We start from the raw sequence: 19785 nt of genomic DNA, 5'->3' as shown, positions 1-19785 counted from the left end.
GTTCCCATTCTGCGTTCGTTAAATCACCACGACCCATACACCAATCGTGACAACATCACCACAATTAGTCAGCAGATCTAAGAAACAGCTCTTAGCCGCTCGGGACCGGGAAGCGGGAGAGGGGAGCGGTTGGATGCGCTCCCCGGCCCTGTCCGTGCGCTAGGGAGTGGTGCCGAATCCGGTGTTCCGCACCAGCCAGTCCTGGTAGACGGGGCTTCGCCGTACCACCTCGGCGTGTGTCTGTTTGGCCTGTTCCATGACCCAGGTGGCGTCGGGGGCGGCGGGGTGGTGGCCGAGGAGTTGCCGCCAGCGCAGCGGCGCGCCGGCGAGCGGGATCATGGCCAGGCCGGGGGCGGCCTGGTGGGTGGCCTGGCAGAGCACCACGGCCCGGCCGACCCGCGCGAGGTGGGTGCAGGTCGCCACGTCGGTTTCGTAGATCGTTCCAGGGGTGAAGCCGGCGCGGGCGCAGGCCGTGGCGAAGCAGTCGGCGAAGCAGCCGTCGCCGGGGGTGACGGCCCAGCTTTCCGGGGCGAGTTCGGACAGTTCCAGCTCCTTCTCGCCGGCCAGCGGGTGGGTGTCGGCGACCAGGGTGAAGACCGGGTCGTAGCTGATCGTCTCCCAGCGCAGCGAGCCCATGGGCGTGCCGCCGTCGCCGCAGGCGCCGGTCAGCACGTAGTCGAGCCGGCCGAGCTCGGCCATGGTGGTGAGCTCGCCGGCCGACCATGAGGTGTACGTGCTCACCGTCCGTTCCGCGGCGAGCCGGTCGACGAGGCCGCCGAGTATCGGCCCGTTGGTGGCGCCGATGCGGAAGCCGGGGGAGGGGGCGTGAGCGAACCGTACGGCCTCATCCTGCAGTTCCTTGGCCGCCGGGAGGAGTACCCGGGCCCGGGCGAGCACCAGCTCGCCGAGCCGGGTGGGCCGGGCGCCGTGCCTGTCGCGCTCGAACAGGGTGCCGCCGAGCACCCTCTCGATGCGTTTGAGCTGTGCGGTGAGGGCCGGTTGCGCCAGCCCGAGCAGGGACGCGGCCTTGCTCACACTTCCCGCGTCCGCGACCGCGCGAACGATCCTGAGGTGCCTGAGCTCAAGGTCCATAACGGGAAGGTAAGGCGGTCATCTCCTTCCGACAATGCCCTTATGTCATGAAATGTGACAGATATTGTCGGGTGTCTTCTGGGGTAGGGGGTAGGCCATGACGACGATGGGAATCGATCCAGCGCAACTCGAGGACGACGACCTGCTGCGTGAGCTGCGGCAACTGCACGCGACACGTACCGACGCCCTGCTGCACGGCTCGGCCGCCGCGTTCGCCCGCCACACCTCGCGGACCAACGAACTGGAGACCGAGTATCTGCGCCGCTACCCGGAACGCGACGTCGACCCGGGCAGGCTCAGAGACGGGGCGAGGCGGCGCTGATGGCCGGAGAACACGACGTGCAGGCACTGTCCGACGTCGACATCCACGTGTACGAGGCGCTCGCCTCGCAGGCGGTCGAGTCCGGCGGCGCGGAGCTTCCGGCGCTCGTCCGCGCGACCGGCCTGGAGGAGGACGAGGTACGCCGGAGCCTGGCGATGCTGGTCGAGCAGGGGTACGTGGTGCCGAAAGGAGGGGGGTTCGGCCTGGGCGCCCATACGTTCGGGCTCGATTACTGAAAGTTTCACGACCGGGACAGGGGCGGCGGGCCATCGGGCCGGCCGCCCCCGGGCGTCAGACGCGCTTGACGCGGGCCCAGATCACGAAGGCGCCGCCGAAGATCGCCATGGCCAGCCCGGTCCACAGGTTGACCGCCGCCCCCACCACCCCGGCGACGATGAGGATCACCCCGTAGATCAGGAACAGCCCGCCGATCACCATTCTGATGTCACTCACAGGATCACTCCGTACAGCGCGGCGGCTATGACGATCGCGCCCGTCCCGAGGATCACGGGCGAGCGGTACCACTTCTTGTCACCGGCCAGGGCGTCGTCCGACAGGTCGGCCGCGCTGAGGCCGTACACCAGCCCGCGCAGCTCCTCCTCAGGCTTGGCCGTGGTCACCAGGGTGACCAGCACCGAGACGATCACGTCGACCACGAAGGCCACGCCCGCGCCCCAGAAGCTGGCGTTCAGTTCGGTGCCGAAGTCGAGGATCCCGGCCTTGTACGAGATGTACGAGGCGAACCCGGACCCGATCCCCGCGAGCAGGCCCCAGAAGCCGGCCCACGGCGTCATCCGTTTCCAGAACAGCCCGACGATGAAGGTCGCGAACAGCGGCGCGTTGAAGAACGAGAACAGCGCCTGCAGGTAGTTCATGATGTTGGAGTAGCCGGCCGCGATGAACGCGGTGCCGACGCCCAGCGCGACGCCCGCGACGGTGGCGATCCTGCCGACCCGCAGGTAGTAGTCGTCCGGGCGGTCCTTGGCCAGGTGCGCCTGCCAGATGTCGTTGGTGAACACCGTGTTGAACCCGCTGATGTTGGCCGCCATCCCGGCCATGAACGAGGCCAGCAGCCCGGTCACCGCCACCCCGAGCACCCCGTTGGGCAGCAGGCTCCCCATGAGCAGCGGGATCGCGTTGTTGTAGGCCTGGCCCTTACCTAAGTCCTTGAACAGGACAAGAGCGATCAACCCTGGCAACACGGTCACCAGCGGGATGAACAGCTTCGGGTAGGCCGCGATGATCGGGGTGAGCCGGGCGGCGTTGGTGTTCCTTGCGGATAAGGCCCGCTGCACCTCGGCGAAGTTCGTGGTCCAGTAGCCGAAGGACAGGATGAAGCCCAGGCCGAACACGATGCCGAGCCAGTGGGCCTCCATCGGGTTCTTGCCCGCGGTGTCGGCCCAGGTGTGCAGCCCGGCCTCGCCGAGCGCGCTCTGCCGTACCTTGTCGAACAGCCCGGAGACGCCGCCCACCTGGTTCAGCCCGAGGATGGTCAGCGGGATCAGCCCGGCCAGGATGACGAAGAACTGCAGGACCTCGTTGTAGATCGCCGACGACAGCCCGCCGAGCGTGATGTACGACAGCACGATCACCGCCGCCACCACCACCGACACCGGCAGCGGCCAGCCCAGCAGGGCCTCCATGACCAGCGCGAGCGCGTAGAGGTTGACCCCGGCGATGAGGATCTGGGCCACGGCGAAGGAGATCGCGTTCAGCAGCTGGGTGGCGCCGTTGAAGCGGCGCCCCAGGAACTCGGGGACGCTGCGTACCTTCGAGCGGTAGTAGAACGGCATCATCACGATGCCGAGGAACACCATCGCCGGCACGGCGCCGATCCAGTAGTAGTGCACGGTCATGGCGCCGTACTGGGCGCCGTTGGCGGCCATTCCCAGGATCTCGATCGCACCCAGGTTGGCCGAGACGAAGGCCAGACCGGTGATCCACGGCGGGAGTCCACGGCCGGCCAGGAAGAAGTCGAGGCTCGAACTGATCCGTCGCTTCGCGGCGAACCCGATGCCGAGCACGGTCGCGAAGTAGATCGCGATGAGCGCGTAGTCGAGGAGGTTCACATCAAGGCGCACGGCGTTCGTTACTACCCCGATAGATCGGATTATGCCGGAGATTGCGGCCCCGGTTTCCCGGCGTACTGTCGAAGCGTGGATGTCGCAGACCTGACCCCGGCGCAGGCGCGGGAGCGCTTCCGCGCGGGCGAGCGGGTGCCGACCGCGGGCTGGTGCGCCGGGTGGACGCAGGCCAACCTGATCGCCGTGCCCAGGGAGCTGGGGTACGAGCTGCTGCTGTTCGCGCACCGGAACGCGCAGGCGTGCCCGGTGCTGGACGTGGGGGAGCCGGGGGCGTGGTCCACCGCGCTGTTCCCCGGCGATCTGCGTACCGATCTGCCCGGGTACCGCCTCTATCGCGACGGTCAGGCCGTCGCTGACCTCGACGACGTGGTCGGCGAGTGGCGTGACGATCTCGTGGCGTTCCTCATCGGCTGCAGCTTCACCTTCGAGCAGGCGCTGCTGCGGTCCGGGGTGCCGATCAGGCATCTGGACATGGGGACGAACGTGCCGATGTACCGGACGAACGTGGCGTGCCAGCCGTCCGGCACGCTGTCCGGCCCGCTCGTCGTGTCGATGCGGCCGGTCCCGGCGGCGCTGGTGGACGTCGCGATCGAGGTCACCCGCCGCTATCCGCAGGTGCACGGGGGGCCCGTGCACGTGGGTGACCCGGCCGCGATCGGGATCGCCGACCTCGGCCGCCCCGACTTCGGCGATCCGGTGGAGGTGCGGCCCGGCGAGGTGCCGCTGTTCTGGGCGTGCGGCGTGACGCCGCAGGCGGTGATCATGGCCAGCGGCGTCGACTTCGCCATCGGCCATCTGCCGGGTCACATGGCGATCATCGACGCGCGTGACGACGATTATCGAGTGCCTTAAGTGGATATCGGCCGAGTTTGCGGCGGCAGGCCCGCCGCCGTGAGCTGCGCGCCGACCGGCGGCGCGCCACGCCGGTTGTCGATCTCCAGGTACGGTACGGCCGGCGGCTCGGACACCCGGATCGCCGCCAGGTAGGCGTCGAACGCCGCCAGCTTGCCCGCGTCCTTCTCGAACCCCCTGGCCACCAGGCGCTCGCGCAGGGTCGGCCCGTCGGAGCGGACCCAGATCAGCCTGATCGGGGGACCACCCAGCTCATCGGCCCACCTGTCCCACAGCTCCGCCGAGTGCACCTGCGTGGTGAACGGGCCGTCGAGCAGCACCGGGCAGCCGTGCTCGCGGATCTGCCTGGCCGTCCTGGTGAGGCCCGCGTACTCGTGCACCTTGATGTGCTCGTCGTACCACGGGCCCTCGCGCTCGCCGTGGTGGCGGCCGTACCCCTGGAGGATCTCGGCGGCGAAGCCGCCGTACACGGTGTCCTTGTCGAGCAGGGCGGGGGGTGGGTCGAGGCGGGCGAGCAGTTCCGCCGCGACGGTGGACTTGCCCGCCCCCGGCGGCCCGCTGATGACCCATAGCGTGCTCATGTGATCAGTCTCGCGTACGCGGATTTGCGTAGGCGGGTGCCGCTCCTCGGCGGACGACCTCCGGCGGGGGCGCCGACAGACTCGGCTCATGCTGACCGTGCTGTTCAGGGCGTTCCGGGTGCCGGATCTCCGTAAGAAGTTGCTGTTCACGCTGGCCGTCATCGGGCTGTTCCGGCTGGGGCAGATCATGCCGTCGCCGGGGGTGGACGTCGTGGCGGTCCAGCAGTGCCTGGGGACGGCGCGCGGCGGGTTGTTCGACATGGTTCAGCTGCTCAGCGGGGGCGCGATGCTGAAGCTGTCGGTCTTCGCGCTGGGCGTCATGCCGTACATCACCGCCAGCATCGTGATGCAGCTGCTGGCCGTCGTCGTGCCGCGACTCGAAACGCTCAGGAAGGAGGGGCAGTCGGGGCAGGCGAAGATCATCCAGTACACGCGGTACCTGACCGTGGGGCTGGCGGTGCTCAACGCCACCACGGTCGTCGCGCTGGCGCGCGGCGGGCAGCTGCTGCCGGGGTGCGCGCGGCCGCTGCTGCGCGACGAGAGCCTGCTGGGCGTCGCGGTGGTGGTGTTCACCATGGTCGCGGGCACCAGCATGGTGATGTGGCTGGGCGAGCTGGTGACCGACCGGGGGATCGGGAACGGGATGTCGATCCTGATGTTCACCCAGGTCGTGGCCTACTTCCCGTCGTACATGTCGACCATCTTCATGCTCAGCCCGTTCGCCTTCGTGGTGATGCTGGTGACCGGGGTGTTCCTGGTGGCGGCCGTGGTGTTCATGGAGCAGGCGCAGCGGCGCATCCCCGTGCAGTACGCCAAGCGGGCGGTGGGGCGGCGCGTGTACGGCGGGACCAGCACCTACATTCCGCTGAAGGTCAACCAGGCGGGCATCGCGCCGGTCATCTTCGCCACGTCGCTGCTGTACCTGCCGACGCTGCTCGCTCCGATGCTGGGTGACGAGGTCGGCGGGTGGCTGTCGCGGAACCTCACCGGCGGGACGCACCCGCTCTACATGATCGGATTTTTCCTGCTGATCGTGGGATTCGCGTACTTCTACGTGTCGATCACCTTCAATCCCGTCGAGGTGGCGGACAACATGAAGCGGTACAGCGGTTTCGTGCCCGGCTTGCGCCCGGGCAAGCCGACCTCGCGGTACCTGGCGTACGTGCTGTCGCGGCTGACCGCGCCCGGCGCCGTCTACCTGGGGGTGCTGGCGCTGCTGCCGCTGCTGGCCTTCGCGATCCTGCGGGATCCGGGTACGCAGCAGAACTTCCCGTTCGGGGGCACCAGCATCCTGATCATGGTGGGGGTGGGGCTCGACACGGTGAAACAGATCGAGGCACAGCTCCAGCAGCGCAACTACGAGGGCTTCCTCAGATAGTCACGTCGGTACGGCCAGCCCCGCTCTCATGGCGAACACCACCAACTGGGCGCGGTCGCGGGCGCGCAGCTTGACCATGGCCCGGCTGACGTGCGTACGGACGGTGTCGGGGCTGATCACCAGCTCCTTGGCGATCTCCTCGTTGGACCTGCCGGTGGCCACCCAGGCGACGAGTTCGCGTTCGCGGGGCGTGAGGGTCTCAAGACCCTCGACCGGCTCGGTGCCGTGCCGGCCGAACAGGCCGATGACCTTCCTGGTGATCGCGGGCGACAGCAGCGCCTCGCCCGCGGCCACCACCCGCACCGCGCCGGCCAGCTCGTCCGGGGCACTGTCCTTGAGCAGGAACCCGCTGGCGCCGGCCTGCAGCGCGGCGAAGACGTACTCGTCCACCGCGAACGTGGTCACCACCACGATCCTGGTACCGCTCAGCTCACGATCACCGGCGATGGCCCGCAGCGTCGCCAGGCCGTCCATGCCGGGCATGCGGATGTCGAGCAGCAGCACGTCCGGCCGGGTGCGGCGGATGAGCTGGAGCGCCGCCGCGCCGTCGGCCGCCTCACCGACGCACTCCAGCCCCGGCTCCCGCTCCAGCAGCGCCCTGAGCCCCATCCGCACGACGGCCTGATCATCGGCGACGGCCACCCGGATCACCGGGCCGCTGGTCTGTTCGGCCGGCGGGTCGGGTTCGGCGGGGGGTGGAGGAGCGGAGTAGGGCCCGGTCACGTCAGGTCTGCCGGGGAGTCGACGCTGTTCAGACGATCTGACGCGTCCTGGTGATCTACGGCGCCCTGGAGTGTGGCGCTTTGGGATGCGGCGCGCTGGGGCGTGGTGCTCTCGGGGAACGTGGCGAGGACCTGGAAGCCGCCGCCGTCCCGCGGGCCCGCGGTGAAGTGGCCGCCCGCCGCGGTCACCCTGGCCCGCATCCCGGCCAGCCCCCGGCCCTCGGCCGTCCCTGACCAGCCACGCCCGTCGGCCGAATCCGACCGGCCGCGCCCGTCGGCATCACCCGACCGGCCGACGCCACGGTCGGCGATCTCCAGGACGAGCCCGGCCGGGTCGCCGGACAGCCGTACGAGCGCTCTGGTCGGGCCGGCGTGGCGCAGCACGTTGGTGAGCGACTCGCGCACCACCCCGTACACGGTCGCGCTGAGGTGAGCGGGCACGGCGGCATCGGCGGGCTCCACGTCCACCGGCAGCCCCGCGGCCCGGACCCCGTCGATCAGGCTCGGCAGATCGTGGACACCGTTGCCAAGGCCGTGGGTGCTGTCGCGCGGGTCGAGGCGGTCGAGCGCCGCGCGTAGCTGGGTGAGCGCCGTCGTGCTGGTCTCCTTGATCGCCAGCAGCGAGGCACGCGCCTGCTCAGGGTCGTCGTCGAGCGTGATGAGCGCGAGCCCGGCCTGCATGGCGATGGCCGCCAGCCCGTGCCCGGCGGCATCGTGCACCTCCCCGGCGATCCGCGCCCGCTCAACGGCGAGCACATCCGCCGCCGCCCACCCGCTCGCCTGGTTCGCGCCTTCTTCGTACGGCCAGGAGGTCGCGTCTCCCTCATAGGGCGACGAGGTCGCGTCTCCCTCGTACAGCCAGGAGATGGCCGGAGCCGAGATGCCCTCGTCAAGCGCGCGGACCCCAGCCCCGTCGCAGGGTGCCCCGCCAGTCGTCGGTGGCACGACTTGTCCGTGGCACGGCCGACCGACAGCCACGTCCTCGTCGTGGAGCGGCTGTACGGCGGTGGCGGTGTCGTCGTGGAGCGACTGGACGGCGGTGGGGGCGTCTTTGCGGAGCGACCGGACGGCGGTGGGGGCGTCGTCATGGAGCGGCCAGACGGTGGAAACGGCGGCGCCGTCGTCGCAGGGCGCCCACCCGGGCTCGGCTGCCTGGCCCCCGTCACCCGGTGCGTCGTCACGGGAGGCACGGACCGTCCGGGGCGCCGGAGCGACGCTGTGGGCCGGGATGCCCCAGGCCATGGCGGGTGTCGCACTCCCGAGCGTGCCACCCCGTAAGACGTCGACGCTCGCGAGCACGCCGCCCCGTACGGCGTCGGAGGAGACGGCCGGTGGCGGTTCGGCCTCCGCGGCGGCGGCGGCAGCGGCCGCGCGAGCCTGGGCCAGGCCGCTGAACGACCACGGGACGGCCAGCCAACCGGCCCAGGCCAGCATGACCACGACCGGGATGTCACCCAGCCGGGCCATCCGGGACAGCGCTTTGAACGGCCTACGACGGCCACCACCGCTGTGCGTGTGCTCGGTCACCGTCCCCCCACCTGGCCAGGCTGGCTCAGCCCCTAATCCTAGCCAGTTTCAGGCCTTCCGGTTGGCGGGCGGACCGCCCAGGCCCCACGAGATGATCTTGTTGGGGGTGATCCGGATCAGCTCGGCGCTGAAGCCGGGGAACGGCGGCTGCTGGTCGGCGAGCGCCTGCGCCGTTCCCCTGATCTCGACCCCGCGTACCACCCACGGGTCGGTGGAGGCCAGCTCGTCCACGACGAAGGCGACCGTGCTGCCCGCCGCGATGTTCCGATATTTCTTGGACTTGCCGAGATTGTGGCCGCCGATCGTGATCGCGCCTGCTTCGGCGTCCACGAAAAAGCCGACGGGGCTGTTCTGTACCTGTCCCTCGGGCGAGATCGTGGCCAGCCGGCCGAGCCGCTGGGTGGCGAGGTAGTCCAGCTCTTCCTGGGTGAATGTCATGAGAGGAGAGTGCTACCTCAAGCGCGGTTCAGGTCAAGCTGATCCGCTGGTGAGCCAGCGCAGCGGGTTGGCGCGGGTGACCAGGTCGATCGTGTCCTCGCCGACCCCCGACTCGCGCAGGCGCGGCAGCAGCGTGTGGAAGAGGTGGGCGTAGCCGGGCCCGCCGTACCGGTTGACCTGCGCGATCCGGCTCACGCCGGTGCTGAGCAGGAGGCGGTCGGCGTGGCCGTCCTCGATGAGGTCGAGCGCGATCCTGGCCGACTGGTCCGGGCCGGAGCCGAGCGAGCCCAGGCTGACGTACGCGCCGGCCTCGGCGATCTTGCGGGCGATGACCGGGTCGGCGCCCGCGTAGCCGATGCTCACCCGGGCGCCGGGCAGGCCCTCGCCAAGGAGGATCTCCAGCATGGCCAGCCCGTTGTGCCCGTACGTGGCGACGGGCAGGCGCGAGGCCAGCGCGGCGCGGGCGGCGGCGATCAGGCCGCGTTCCTCGGCCGCGGTGGGCTCGGTGCCGCAGCAGCCGACCTGGCCGATCACGCCGGGGAACACGCCGACGCCGTCGAGACCGTCGGAGATCTCGCTCATCAGCCGTTTCGTGAGCGTCTCGACGTCCGCGTCAGGAGAACCGGTGAACGGTCCGGCGAACAGGCCGGTCGAGGCGATCACCGGGACCCGGCTGCCGACCGCGATCCGGGCCAGGGCGGCGGCGTCGCGGCCCATGCCCAGGCAGGTGAGGTCGACGACCAAACCGAGCTGGTCGGATTGGCGCAGCTCGAGGAGTTCGGCGGTGACGGTCTGATCCTCGTCGAGCCAGCGGTAGGGGTCGGAGTCGATGCCGACCGCCCAGCGCATGTCGGTGCGCAGGTGCTCACGGGATAGGACAGGACCGTCGATGGCGGTCGCGGGAACGGGACCGGTGACGGTACGAAGCAGGGCCTCGGGCATAGGAGACGTTAACCGATTTTTGCCCGAAGTCGCCGATAGAAGCACGAAATTTTACGTTTGTGGTGGTTTGTGGATAGGGCGGGTTGTGGGCTTGATATGGGAGCCTATAACGGGTTCTGGGGCCGTATTCTTGGGGGCACATCGACCATGCGGGGGAGTACGTTGCCGATCCAGGACTCCGAGACCGGAGACGCCGACGCGATCAAGGACGAGTCGGCCGACCGTTCCAGCATGCCCGAGCGCCGTTCGGGCATCCACGGCTGGCTGGACGGCGTCCGGTCCACCCGCGCCGGCCGGCTCACGCTGAAGATCGTCATCGGCACCATCGGCGCGATCATGGTGGTGGGCGGGCTGATCATGGTGCCGTTCCCCGGTCCGGGCTGGCTGATCGTGTTTGCGGGACTGGCCGTGCTGGCCACCGAGTTTCACTGGGCGCGCCGGGCGCTGGAGTTCGGCAAGCGGCTGCTGCACGACTGGACCGAATGGTACAAGCGGCAGGGCTGGCTGATCCGCGTCATCGTGCTCATCGTGACCGTGGCCGCGGCGGCCGTGATCGTCTATTTCGGGCTCAGGACGCTGGGCATCGATCTCATCGAACTGGCTCGGCGCATTATCTAGATCGGGTCGTTATCGCTGCCGGAAACGGCGCCGTGCGCGGCCTATCCTGCGGGCGTGATCGCCCACATCGCCGTCGCCCTGTCGCTCACCCTGCTCGCTCCGATCGCCGAGCCCCCGGCAGCCGCCGAGCCCCCGGCAGCCGCCGAGCCCCCGGCAGCCGCCGAGCTCCCAGCAGTCGCGAAGCTCCCGGCCGCCGAGCTCTCCACCGCCCAGGCGGACACACTGCCCCTCCCCGGCGTCAGTGTGAAATATCTGGAAAAAGCGGGTGATCCCGTACGGCTCAGCACCTACGGCCTGGGCACCAAGAGCACCTACCTCAGGGCCAGGACCGGCAACACATTCGCCCAGCAGCCGACCCTGTCGGAGGCGGCGGTCTCGCCCGACGCCGCCACGGTCGCCGGCGTCCCGAAGTCCTACCGAGCCGGCTACGACTCCCTGCTCCTCACCGACCGCGCGAGCGGCAAGGGCAAGCGGGTGCGCACGGTCAAGAAACCGCTGGCCGCCTCGTACATCTCCTGGTCGCGCGACAGCAAGCGGGTGGCGCTCACCGTCGAGCAGAAGGTCGGCGGGAAGTGGCGCGCCGTCGGCTTCACCGTCGTCGACGTGGTGACGGGCACCGCGCGCACGGTCCGTCCCGCCGGGCTCGACGGGGCAGCGGACTTCTGGTGGAGCCCCGGCGGCGACCTCGTCGCCAGGTTCGGTGACGGCCTGCGGACCTACCGGGCCAGTGACGGCGCGACGCTACGCACGTTCGCGGGCGTCGGGCTGCCGACCGGCCCGGAGGACGCCTATTCGCCGTCGGGCAGCCGCCTGACCACGTGGTGCCCGTCACGCTTCAAGGAGCAGCTCTGCCTGGTGAACCCGGCCACCGGCAAGATCGCGAGCCGGGTGGCCGTCAGTCCGGAGATGCTGTTCGGCTGGTGGGACGAGAGCCATGTCATCGCGGTCATGGCCCATCAGGGCGCCTACCGGTTGTCGGTGGTCGACCTGACGGGCAAGGTGACCCGGGTGCTGGCCGCCATCCCGTCCCAGACGTGGAAGGCGAACCTCTGGCTTACCTTCCGTCGGGGCTAGAGGTAGAGGCCGGTGCCGTGGTCGGTCTCCTGGGTGGCGACGGCGTGCAGATCGCGCTCGCGCATGACGAGGTAGACCTGCGAGTGCAGCTCCACCTCGAACTGGTCCTCCGGGTTGAGCAGCACCTTGTCGCCCACCTTGACCGCGCGCACGTTCGAGCCGACCCCGCAGACCTCGCCCCAGGCCAGCCGGTTGGCCATCTTGACCGTCGCGGGGATGACGATCCCGGAGCCGCTGCGCCGCTCCTCGGTCTCTTGCTCCAGCCGGATCATCACCCGGTCGTTCAGCATCTGTATCTCGAACTTGGGTGCTACCACGCGCCCAGTTTACGGTCAGCCGGGCCCCCGCTGCCCGGCAACTGGGCCGTCAGGGCAGCGTGAGCTCGGCGAAGACGGCCCGGTGGTCGGTGCGCTCCAGCCGCTCGACCGTGAACGCGCGCACCCCCATCCCGGCGGAGGCCAGCACGTGGTCGATCACCACGCCGGGAGCCCGCCCGCCCTTGGGCCAGTACGTCGCGGTGAGCCCCCGCCCGGTGACGTCCGCCGCGTCGCGGTAGCCGGCGGCCAGCAGGTCGCGCATCGGTACGTGGTCGAGCGTGGCGTTGAAGTCACCCGCGAGCACCCGCGTGACCCCGCCGCCGCGCGGCAGGGCGACCAGCCCCTGCCGCCAGCAGAGCGTCGGCCCGACGTACTGGGGCGCGCACGGGTGCACGGACACCACCTCGATCTTCGTCCCGCCCGGCGCCGTGAGCACCGCTCTGGCCTGCCCGAACGCGCCGAACTGGATGGCCGGCCCCGCCGTGAGCGGATAGAGCGAGTAGACGCCGGAACCGCCCACGCCGGGCAGCGCGCGGACCACGGCCTGCGGCAACACCTTGCGCAGCCCCGCCTGCTCCAGGGCCGCCGCGGCCTTCGGCGTGAGCTCCTGCAGCGTCAGCACGTCCGGCCGGAGCCTGGTGACCAGCTCCATCAGCCCTGCCGGGTCACCCGAGCCCACCATCAGGTTGGCCGCCAGCACCCGCAGCGTGCGCCCTCCCGCGACCGGCTCGCCGCTGCCGCTGCCGCTGCCGGTCGCGGTGGCGACCTCGGCGTCGGCGTCGGAGAACCAGCGAGGCAGTACGGCCAGCGCCAGCGCCGCCACGGTGACGAGCGCGACCGCTCCCGCCACCCGCCGCCGCAGCGCTCCGGCCAGGACGAGCCCAAGCACGGACGCCGCCGCCGCGTACGGCGTGTACGCCACGATCGGCACCCATGGCCACAACCCGTCGTACGGGCTCCACCGCAGCGCCGCCCATACCGCGAACGGAGCCACCACCAACCACACCAAAGCGCTTCGCACACGCACCTCCTCTCTTGTATTGCCACGAATAACTACCTGAGTTCACGTCATGAGATCGTGTGCTTCATGCGCGACGCGGAAGCCAGGGTCCTCCAGGCCATCGACGACACCGAGACCGTGAATCTGCTGGCCGAGACCGTCAGAGTGCCCAGCGTGACCGGGACCGACGCCGAATCCGATCTGCAGCACCGCCTCGCCCGCGTGCTCACCGAGGCGGATCTGGACGTGGACGTCTGGAAACTGGACCTCGACGCCCTCGGCCGCCGCACGGGCTTCCCCGGCACCGAGGCCCCCAGGACCGAGGGCTATGGCGTGGTGGCCGTGACCGGCGGCGAAGGCATCCCGGCACTGGCGCTGCAGGGCCACGTCGACGTGGTGCCCATCGGCGACCCGGCCAAGTGGGCGGGCAACGACCCGTTCGCCGCCCGGATCACCGGCGACACCCTGCACGGCCGCGGCGCCTGCGACATGAAGGCCGGGCTGGTGGCCAACCTCGCCGTCGTCCGCGCGCTCAAGAAGGCCGGCGTACGGCTGGCCAGGCCGCTCGCCGTGCACTGCGTGATCAGCGAGGAGGACGGCGGCCTCGGCGCGTTCGCCACGCTGGCCAGGGGCCACACGGCGGAGGCGGCGGTCATCACCGAGCCGACCGGCGGCGCCGTCATCACGGCCAACGCGGGGGCGCTGACGTTCCGGCTGGAGGTGGCCGGCCGGGCCGCGCACGGGGCCACCCGGTACGAGGGGGTCAACGCGGTCGAGGTGTTCTGGCCGGTGTTCGAGGCGATCCGGCGCCTGGAGGCCGAGCGCAACCGTGACGTGCCGGCCCTGTTCGACGGGAACGCGATGCCGTACCCGATCGAGATCGGCACCGTGCGGGCGGGTGACTGGGCGAGCAGCGTGCCCGACCTTCTCGTCGCGGAGGGCCGGATGGGGGTCAGGCTCGGCGAGGATCCGGCGGCGGCGCGGGCCGCGTTCGAGGCGGCGGTGCTGGCGGTCGCGCACCCGTGGCTGCGCGACCACCCGCCGGCGATCACCTGGCCGGGCGGGCAGTTCGCCAGCGGACGGCTGCCCGAGGCGCACCCGCTGCTGGCGGAGGTGGCCGGGGCCGTCGCCGACACGACGGGCACGCGGCCGATCGAGAAGGCCGCGCCGTACGGGAGCGACCTGCGGCTCTACGCCGCGGGCGGGATCCCGGCGCTGCACTACGGCCCTGGCGACGTGCGGTACGCGCACGCCCCCAGGGAGCAGGTCGAGCTGCGGGAGCTGCGCGAGGTCACACGAGCGCTGGCAACGCTCGTGGTGCGCCGTTGCGGAACACTCTGAGCAGCGCCCCCGGACTCATCAGCGACGGCGGCGCGTCCATCAGGTTCGCCACCCGGAGGAAGCGCCTGGCCAGGTCGGCGTCGTGTGCCGCCGCCGCGTGGAAGCGCTCCAGATAGGCGTTGACCATCCGGATCTTCGGTGTGAGCTCCCCTTCCACGCCGGGCAGCCGCAGGTCCCCGCCGACCACGATGTCCCAGGGCGCGTCGAGCACCTTGGTGATCCGCCTGAAGAACGGCAGCGGACGCAGGTCGGGGTCGAGCAGGGCCTTGGCCTCCAGCGCGGCGACCGACATGCCCTGGCCGTAGAACGGGTTGAACGCGCAGAGGGCGTCCCCGACGACCAGCAGGCCCTCCGGGAAGCGGGAGAGCCGCTCGTAGCGGTACCTGACGCTGGCCGGGGTGTGGTACGAGCGCGGCTCCCCGATCGGCTCCGCGACGGTGATCAGCCGGTGCAGGTCGGGGGCGGTCAGTGTCTCGGCGAAGGCGGCGAACTGCCGCAGCGGCAGCTCCGGTCCGGCGCCGCCGTATCCGGCCATGGTCACGACCCAGCGGTCGTCCTCCAGCGCCAGCGCCACCCCGCCGCGCGGGATCTCGGGCGTGGGCACCACCACGAGGACCAGATCGCCGTCGAGCTGGTCCGGCCGGCGACGGAACTCGCGCGTGCCGTACCTCAGATCGATCGTCACCCGCTCCTCGGCGGGCCGGTCGTAGCCGAGCTCGGACAGCCAGAACGGCGTGCGCGAGCCCCGCCCCGAGGCGTCGACGACCAGGTCGGCGGGCATCGGGTCGCCGTTCGCCAGCCGCACGCCGGTGACCCGGCCCTGCTGGGCGAGCAGGCTGGTGACGGCGCGGTCGTCCAGCACGCGCACGCCGGGCAGGGCGGTGACACGGCGGCGGATCTGGCCTTCGAGCAGCGTCCGGCTGAGCGACAGCCCGAGCAGACCGCTCTCCGCGCGGGCGAGCGGCTGCCCGCCGTGGATCCAGCGGGCCTGGCTCTGCAGGTCGCCCAGGAGCGCGCCCTGCGCGACGAGTTCGGCGGTGAGCCCGGGCAGCAGCTCGTCCATGACCTCACGGCCCCTGGCGAGCAGGCCGTGCGCGTGGCGGCTCTGGCCGACGCCCTTGCGATGGACGTCGACGGTGGGCAGCGTGTCGCGATCGATCACGGTGACCCTGGCGTACCTGCGGTGGAGCGCGGCGGCGGACAGCAGGCCCGCCATGCTCGCGCCGATGACGACGGCGTGGTCCATGGTTGATTCCCCCTGAAGAAAGATCTGGCTTTCCAGAGGGTCACCCAGGCCGCAGGTCCGGTTCCACGTCCTTTGGCACGCTCCAAGAACGATGTTCTACGAGGATTCCACGGGCAGGCCCGCCCCGACCCAGTCCTCGATCCCCTCGACGTACCTGCGCACGTTCGTGTAGCCGAGCGCGGTCAGGCGGCGAGCGACGGCCTTGCTGTTGTTGCAAGCCGGATTCGAGCAGTACGTGATGATCGGCGCGTCCTTGTCGGGCAGCAACGCGGGAGCCCGCTCGGCGACCTCGCTCTCGACCAGCGCGATGGCGCCGGGCAGATGCTGCTGGGCGTAGTAGCCGCCGCCCAGCGTGTCGAGCACGGTGACCGTGCCGAGTGCCGCATGGAGCTCTTCACGGGTTATGGTCATTGTGGCCTCCGGTTCAAATGGACTACAGTCCGGTTTGTGGATCGCTCGAAAGCTAACGGACCGCGGTCCGGTTCGTCAAGGCAGCCGCTGGAAATGCTCCACGGCCGTCAGGTCAACGAACGCGCGGACGCGGCGCGCAACAGGGGGAAGATCTTGTCCGCCGCGGCCAGGCTGTTCGCCGAGAAGGGGGTCGAAGCGGTCTCCATGGACGCGATCGCCGCCGAGGCAGGGGTGGGGAAGGGGACCTTGTTCCGCAGATTCGGTGACAAGTCCGGGCTCGCGGTGGCGCTGCTCGACGAGCGCGAACGGGTGCTGCAGGAACGCATCCTGTCCGGCCCGCCGCCGCTGGGTCCCGGCGCGCCCGCCCGCGACCGGCTCACCGCCTTCGTCGACGCCTATCTGGACTATCTGTTCGCCCACCTCGACCTGGTACGCATGTCCGAGACGGCCAGTCCGGGCGCCCGCTACCGGATCGGGGCCTATCGCTTCTGGCACCGCCACACGGCCATCCTGCTGGCGGCGTCGCGTCCGGGGTCCGACGCCGACGTGCTGTCGCACGCGCTGCTCGCGGCCACCGCGGCCGAGGTGGCGGGCGTGCTCAGGCAGGAGTACGGCGAGGCTCGCGCACGCGACGCGATCACCGCCCTGGTCGGGGCCCTGGTGGGATGAGCGCAGGATGAGACGGGGCGAGCCGGTGGACCAGGGCGGCGGCCTCGACCCGGCCGGTCACGCCCAGCTTGGCGAGGATGTTGGACACGTGCACGCTCGCCGTTTTGGGACTGATGAACAGCTCCGCCGCTATCTGGGAGTTGGACCGTCCGGCGGCGAGCAGGCCGAGGACCTCGCGCTCACGCTCGGTCAGGCCGAACTGCGCCATCGGATCCGGTGAGGTGGGCGCCGGCTCCTCGGAGACCTCGTCGCTGAGCACCAGCCGGGCCCGCCTGGCCAGGGCGTCGATCTCGGCGGACAGCGGTTCGGCGCCCAGCCTCGCGGCCAGCCGGGACGCCTCGGCGGCCGCCCGCACCGCTTCGCCCCGATCACTCGTGGCGCACTGCCGCTCCGCCAGCCGGAACAGGCAGTAGGCCAGCATGTACGGCTCGTCCGCGGCCCGCCAGGCCGTGACGGCGCCATGCCACTCCTGGCTGGACGGGGGACCAGCCGTTGGGAGCCGGGTCTGCTCGGCCGCGATCATCAGGGCGTACCCCTGGTCGGCGGGGGTGATCACGGGAAAGTCGCCGACCATGGCGACCAGCTGTTCGACGATCTCGTCGGATGGGCCGGCCTTTCGCCTGTCGCGGGCAAGGATGGCCCGGTCGATCCCGATCCTGGTGCCCAGCCAGATGAGCGGCAGGGAGAAGCGGGCCAGATGGGCGTGGCCGGGATGCCGGAGCGCCTCGGTGATCGTCGCGAGGGCGGCGTCCAGGTCACCGGCCAGGCGCTGCGCCTCGGCCAGGTCACCGGCCAGCGGGTGCAGGAACTGGGGCTCGTTGGAGTCGATCACCATAGCCCTGGCCTGGCCGGCGATCCGGGCGGCCTCCTCGCCCCGCCCGCTCAGCACGGCGATCTGCGCCGCTCTTTCGAGCAGCGCCGCGGAGAACAGCCCTTCCGGCTCGCTGCGCAGTGCCTGCGCGATCGCCCGCCGCGCCTCCTGCCAGTGTCCGAGGTGCACCATGGACTCGATCATGTTCCCGGCCAGGTAGGCGCCGTGAGTGCGGACGCTGCCGGTGCGCCGGGCCAGCTCCAGGCCCGCGTTCGCGCTGTCGATGGCCTCCTGGTGGCGGCCGAACATCTCCAGCGCGTCACTGGAGTTGGTCCAGCCGCGCATCGCCGTCTCCACCGCGCCGATCTGCTCGGCCAGCCGCAGTCCGTCCATCAGCGTGGCGATGCCGGCCTCGGCCTCGCCGAGGAACGCCCGCACCCAGCCCAGGGTGATCAGGGCCTCGGCCTGCTCGGTGTGCGCACCCACCGCCGTGGCCACGGCTACAGCGCGTTCGGCGACGGTCGCCGCCTCCTGCATGGAACCGTCGCGCATGTACGTTGCGGCGAGCGGGGTCAGCAGCGCGGCGTGGGCGTACTCCAGCGGCTCGGCGGGCAGTAGGTCGAGCGCCGCCCGCAGGATCGAGATGCTCTCGTCATGCTGTCCGAGGTCGAGCAGCGTGCGCCCGCGGCGCCACATGAGCAGAGCCCGCCGGGAGACCGAGCCGTTCTCGCCCAGCTCGGCCAGCGCCTGGCCCACCAGGGAGCGTGACCGGTCCACCGATCCGGCCCGGTAGGCGGCGTCCCCGGCCTCCGTCAGCACCTCGATCAGGTCGGTGCCGGTCAGCGCGGCGGCGTCCGGCACCCGGGGCCAGATCTCCAGAGCCCGTTCCAGGTGCGTGAGCTGCTCGGCCGGCGCGTACATCGCCGACGTCTTGGCCGCTGCCAGCAGCGCGGGGAGCGCCGCGGGCAGGTCGAGCGCGGCCAGCCAGTGATGAGCCAGCGCCGCGGGCGCTCCCGCCTGATCGGCGGCAAGATCGGGATTGGACGACAGCGCCTGCGCGTACGCCACGTGCCAGCCGGCCCGTTCGCCGGGCAGCATGTCGTGATAGACCGCGTCCCTGGCCAGGGCGTGCCGGAAGGCGTACCCCTGGCCGCCCTCGTCCACCAGCAGCAGATGGTTCTCCACGAGTTCGCGCAGCGCCTCGAACAGCGCCGCCGGCTCCCCTCCGGCCACCGCCGCCAGCAGCCGCTCGGGCACCTGCCGTCCGGCCGCCGACGTCGCACGGAGTAACCGCTGGGCCGCCGCCGAGCGAGCCTCGGCGCGGATCAGCAGCAGGTCGCGCAGCGTCGGGGACAGCCCGGCGGCATCGCCGCCGCCGTCGCGTACCACCTCGACCATCTCCTCGACCAGGAAGGCGTTCCCCTCGGAACGATCCAGTACCAGGTCGAGCGTGCCGGGGTCGGCGGGCCGGCCGAGGATGGCCGCGACCTGGGCGGCCACCTCGTCGCGGCGGAACCTGACCAGTTCCAGGCGGCGCGCCTGGCGCATCCGCTCCCAGCCGCTCAGCAGCGGGCGCAGCGGGTGCCTGCGGTGGATCTCGTCGGACCGGTAGGTCCCCACCATCAGCACGGGGGCCTCGCGCAGAGTTCGTATCAGGTACGTGAGCAGGTTCAGCGTGCTCTGGTCGGCCCAGTGCAGGTCCTCCAGGACCAGCATCAGCGGCCGGTCCGCGCTGAGCCGTTCGATCATCCCCAGCACCAGCTCGGGAAGGTGCGCGCCCTGATCGGCAGCCGTGCCGGGAATCGGCTCCAGGCTGGGCAGCACGTGGGCCAGCGGACCCCGGGCGGGCCCCAGCCACGCGTCCACCTGCTCCGGCGAGGCCGACCGGCTCAGCGTCCGCAACGCCTCGGCCAGCGGCGCCAGCGGCAGCCCTTCCGGGCCGAGCTCCACGCAGCGGCCGGTGAGGGCACGAAGGCCGGACGTCTCGGCCAGCCGGGTGGCCTCATCGACCAGGCGTGTCTTACCGATGCCCGCCTCGCCACCGACCAGGACAAAACAGGCACGTCCCGTTTGTACCTTGGACAGCTCACTCGCCAGGGTCGCGAGCTCCTCGTGTCGTCCCACGAAGACCGGGCTGACCACCATCCCGCGCATGACCGACACACTCGCACCTGCCGACAATCTTGTACAGATCCGACGTACGGCAGACGCCGTAGGCAGGCTGCCGCCCGAAGCGCGGCCGATGCTCTGGAACCTCGCAGCTAGGGAGAGCCCCCGCACATCTAAGGTACGGCGTGGATCGCGAATAAGGTTGTTGCCCGAAGTGCGGCCGGCTCCTTAGCGAATAACGTTCATTTCGC

General features: G+C 70.9%; 21 protein-coding genes. 8 read left to right on the top strand and 13 right to left on the bottom strand.

Features of this window, described 5'->3' with window-relative positions:
- Nucleotides 1-159 precede the first annotated feature (159 nt).
- The gene (locus ACGFNP_RS55840; RefSeq protein ID WP_393332556.1) at nt 160-1092 is read right to left on the bottom strand and encodes a LysR family transcriptional regulator; all 933 of its coding nucleotides are present in this window, start codon (nt 1090-1092) and stop codon (nt 160-162) included.
- A gap of 97 nt (nt 1093-1189) precedes the next feature.
- Here ACGFNP_RS55840 and ACGFNP_RS55835 point away from each other — a divergent pair, with 97 nt between their 5' ends.
- Both ACGFNP_RS55835 and ACGFNP_RS55830 read left to right on the top strand, forming a co-directional pair.
- Nucleotides 1190-1414 (top strand): DUF6158 family protein, encoded by a 225-nt coding sequence (locus ACGFNP_RS55835; RefSeq protein ID WP_219533279.1) that lies wholly within the window; start codon nt 1190-1192, stop codon nt 1412-1414.
- Nucleotides 1414-1650, top strand: coding sequence for a hypothetical protein (locus ACGFNP_RS55830; RefSeq protein ID WP_358318143.1), 237 nt, complete (start codon nt 1414-1416; stop codon nt 1648-1650). Before ACGFNP_RS55835 ends, ACGFNP_RS55830 begins: the two co-directional genes overlap by 1 nt.
- 55 nt (nt 1651-1705) lie before the next feature.
- Here ACGFNP_RS55830 and ACGFNP_RS55825 read toward each other — a convergent pair whose 3' ends face one another.
- Both ACGFNP_RS55825 and ACGFNP_RS55820 read right to left on the bottom strand, forming a co-directional pair.
- Nucleotides 1706-1867, bottom strand: coding sequence for a hypothetical protein (locus tag ACGFNP_RS55825; protein ID WP_393332552.1), 162 nt, complete (start codon nt 1865-1867; stop codon nt 1706-1708).
- Nucleotides 1864-3495 (bottom strand): sodium:solute symporter family protein, encoded by a 1632-nt coding sequence (locus ACGFNP_RS55820; RefSeq protein WP_358318145.1) that lies wholly within the window; start codon nt 3493-3495, stop codon nt 1864-1866. Before ACGFNP_RS55820 ends, ACGFNP_RS55825 begins: the two co-directional genes overlap by 4 nt.
- Before the next feature lie 75 nt (nt 3496-3570).
- Here ACGFNP_RS55820 and ACGFNP_RS55815 point away from each other — a divergent pair, with 75 nt between their 5' ends.
- Entirely contained in the window at nt 3571-4350 is a 780-nt protein-coding gene (locus ACGFNP_RS55815; RefSeq protein WP_393332549.1) for a putative hydro-lyase, read from the top strand.
- On the opposite strand, the gene ACGFNP_RS55810 is transcribed toward ACGFNP_RS55815, so the two are convergent.
- Nucleotides 4347-4931, bottom strand: a complete 585-nt coding sequence (locus tag ACGFNP_RS55810) for an AAA family ATPase (RefSeq protein WP_358318147.1) — start codon at nt 4929-4931, stop codon at nt 4347-4349. The genes ACGFNP_RS55815 and ACGFNP_RS55810 overlap by 4 nt on opposite strands.
- 88 nt (nt 4932-5019) lie before the next feature.
- Here ACGFNP_RS55810 and secY point away from each other — a divergent pair, with 88 nt between their 5' ends.
- On the top strand, nt 5020-6309 hold the full coding sequence (gene secY, locus ACGFNP_RS55805; protein ID WP_358318148.1) for a preprotein translocase subunit SecY: 1290 nt from the start codon (nt 5020-5022) through the stop codon (nt 6307-6309).
- On the opposite strand, the gene ACGFNP_RS55800 is transcribed toward secY, so the two are convergent.
- The 4 genes from ACGFNP_RS55800 to ACGFNP_RS55785 all read right to left on the bottom strand — a co-directional run bounded on the left by ACGFNP_RS55800 (nt 6310) and on the right by ACGFNP_RS55785 (nt 9938).
- Nucleotides 6310-6960: a response regulator transcription factor gene (locus ACGFNP_RS55800; RefSeq protein WP_214643784.1), complete on the bottom strand. Its 651-nt coding sequence runs from the start codon at nt 6958-6960 to the stop codon at nt 6310-6312.
- Between the two features lie 68 nt (nt 6961-7028).
- Nucleotides 7029-8558 (bottom strand): sensor histidine kinase, encoded by a 1530-nt coding sequence (locus ACGFNP_RS55795; RefSeq protein ID WP_393332545.1) that lies wholly within the window; start codon nt 8556-8558, stop codon nt 7029-7031.
- A 48-nt stretch (nt 8559-8606) separates the two neighbouring features.
- A complete protein-coding gene (locus ACGFNP_RS55790) occupies nt 8607-8996 on the bottom strand; it encodes a PPOX class F420-dependent oxidoreductase (protein WP_358318150.1) in 390 nt (129 codons plus the stop codon).
- Between the two features lie 33 nt (nt 8997-9029).
- A complete protein-coding gene (locus ACGFNP_RS55785) occupies nt 9030-9938 on the bottom strand; it encodes an aryldialkylphosphatase (RefSeq protein WP_393332542.1) in 909 nt (302 codons plus the stop codon).
- Between the two features lie 162 nt (nt 9939-10100).
- On the opposite strand from ACGFNP_RS55785, the gene ACGFNP_RS55780 reads away from it, so the two are divergent.
- A complete protein-coding gene (locus tag ACGFNP_RS55780) occupies nt 10101-10556 on the top strand; it encodes a TIGR02611 family protein (protein WP_393332539.1) in 456 nt (151 codons plus the stop codon).
- A 54-nt stretch (nt 10557-10610) separates the two neighbouring features.
- A complete protein-coding gene (locus tag ACGFNP_RS55775; RefSeq protein WP_393332536.1) occupies nt 10611-11630 on the top strand; it encodes a hypothetical protein in 1020 nt (339 codons plus the stop codon).
- Here the strand turns inward: ACGFNP_RS55775 and ACGFNP_RS55770 are convergent.
- A complete protein-coding gene (locus ACGFNP_RS55770) occupies nt 11627-11920 on the bottom strand; it encodes a co-chaperone GroES (protein ID WP_214643809.1) in 294 nt (97 codons plus the stop codon). The genes ACGFNP_RS55775 and ACGFNP_RS55770 overlap by 4 nt on opposite strands.
- A 76-nt stretch (nt 11921-11996) precedes the next feature.
- Nucleotides 11997-12968 carry an endonuclease/exonuclease/phosphatase family protein gene (locus ACGFNP_RS55765; protein ID WP_393332533.1) on the bottom strand — a complete coding sequence of 324 codons (972 nt, stop codon included), beginning with the start codon at nt 12966-12968 and terminating at the stop codon, nt 11997-11999.
- A gap of 66 nt (nt 12969-13034) precedes the next feature.
- Here ACGFNP_RS55765 and ACGFNP_RS55760 point away from each other — a divergent pair, with 66 nt between their 5' ends.
- Nucleotides 13035-14288: an ArgE/DapE family deacylase gene (locus ACGFNP_RS55760; protein WP_358318155.1), complete on the top strand. Its 1254-nt coding sequence runs from the start codon at nt 13035-13037 to the stop codon at nt 14286-14288.
- Here ACGFNP_RS55760 and ACGFNP_RS55755 read toward each other — a convergent pair.
- Nucleotides 14239-15534, bottom strand: coding sequence for an FAD-dependent oxidoreductase (locus ACGFNP_RS55755; protein WP_393332529.1), 1296 nt, complete (start codon nt 15532-15534; stop codon nt 14239-14241). The genes ACGFNP_RS55760 and ACGFNP_RS55755 overlap by 50 nt on opposite strands.
- 96 nt (nt 15535-15630) lie before the next feature.
- Nucleotides 15631-15945: a rhodanese-like domain-containing protein gene (locus ACGFNP_RS55750; RefSeq protein WP_393332526.1), complete on the bottom strand. Its 315-nt coding sequence runs from the start codon at nt 15943-15945 to the stop codon at nt 15631-15633.
- Nucleotides 15946-16038: 93 nt separating this feature from the next.
- Here ACGFNP_RS55750 and ACGFNP_RS55745 point away from each other — a divergent pair, with 93 nt between their 5' ends.
- Nucleotides 16039-16614, top strand: a complete 576-nt coding sequence (locus tag ACGFNP_RS55745) for a helix-turn-helix domain-containing protein (protein WP_358318158.1) — start codon at nt 16039-16041, stop codon at nt 16612-16614.
- Here ACGFNP_RS55745 and ACGFNP_RS55740 read toward each other — a convergent pair.
- A complete protein-coding gene (locus tag ACGFNP_RS55740; protein WP_393332576.1) occupies nt 16583-19579 on the bottom strand; it encodes an AAA family ATPase in 2997 nt (998 codons plus the stop codon). The two genes, ACGFNP_RS55745 and ACGFNP_RS55740, sit on opposite strands and share 32 nt — an antisense overlap.
- Nucleotides 19580-19785: the final 206 nt, after the last annotated feature.

It is taken from the genome of Nonomuraea sp. NPDC049269 (genome assembly GCF_043197155.1).
In the GTDB taxonomy this organism is placed as follows: domain Bacteria; phylum Actinomycetota; class Actinomycetes; order Streptosporangiales; family Streptosporangiaceae; genus Nonomuraea.
This window is presented reverse-complemented; position numbering and strand designations above follow the sequence as displayed.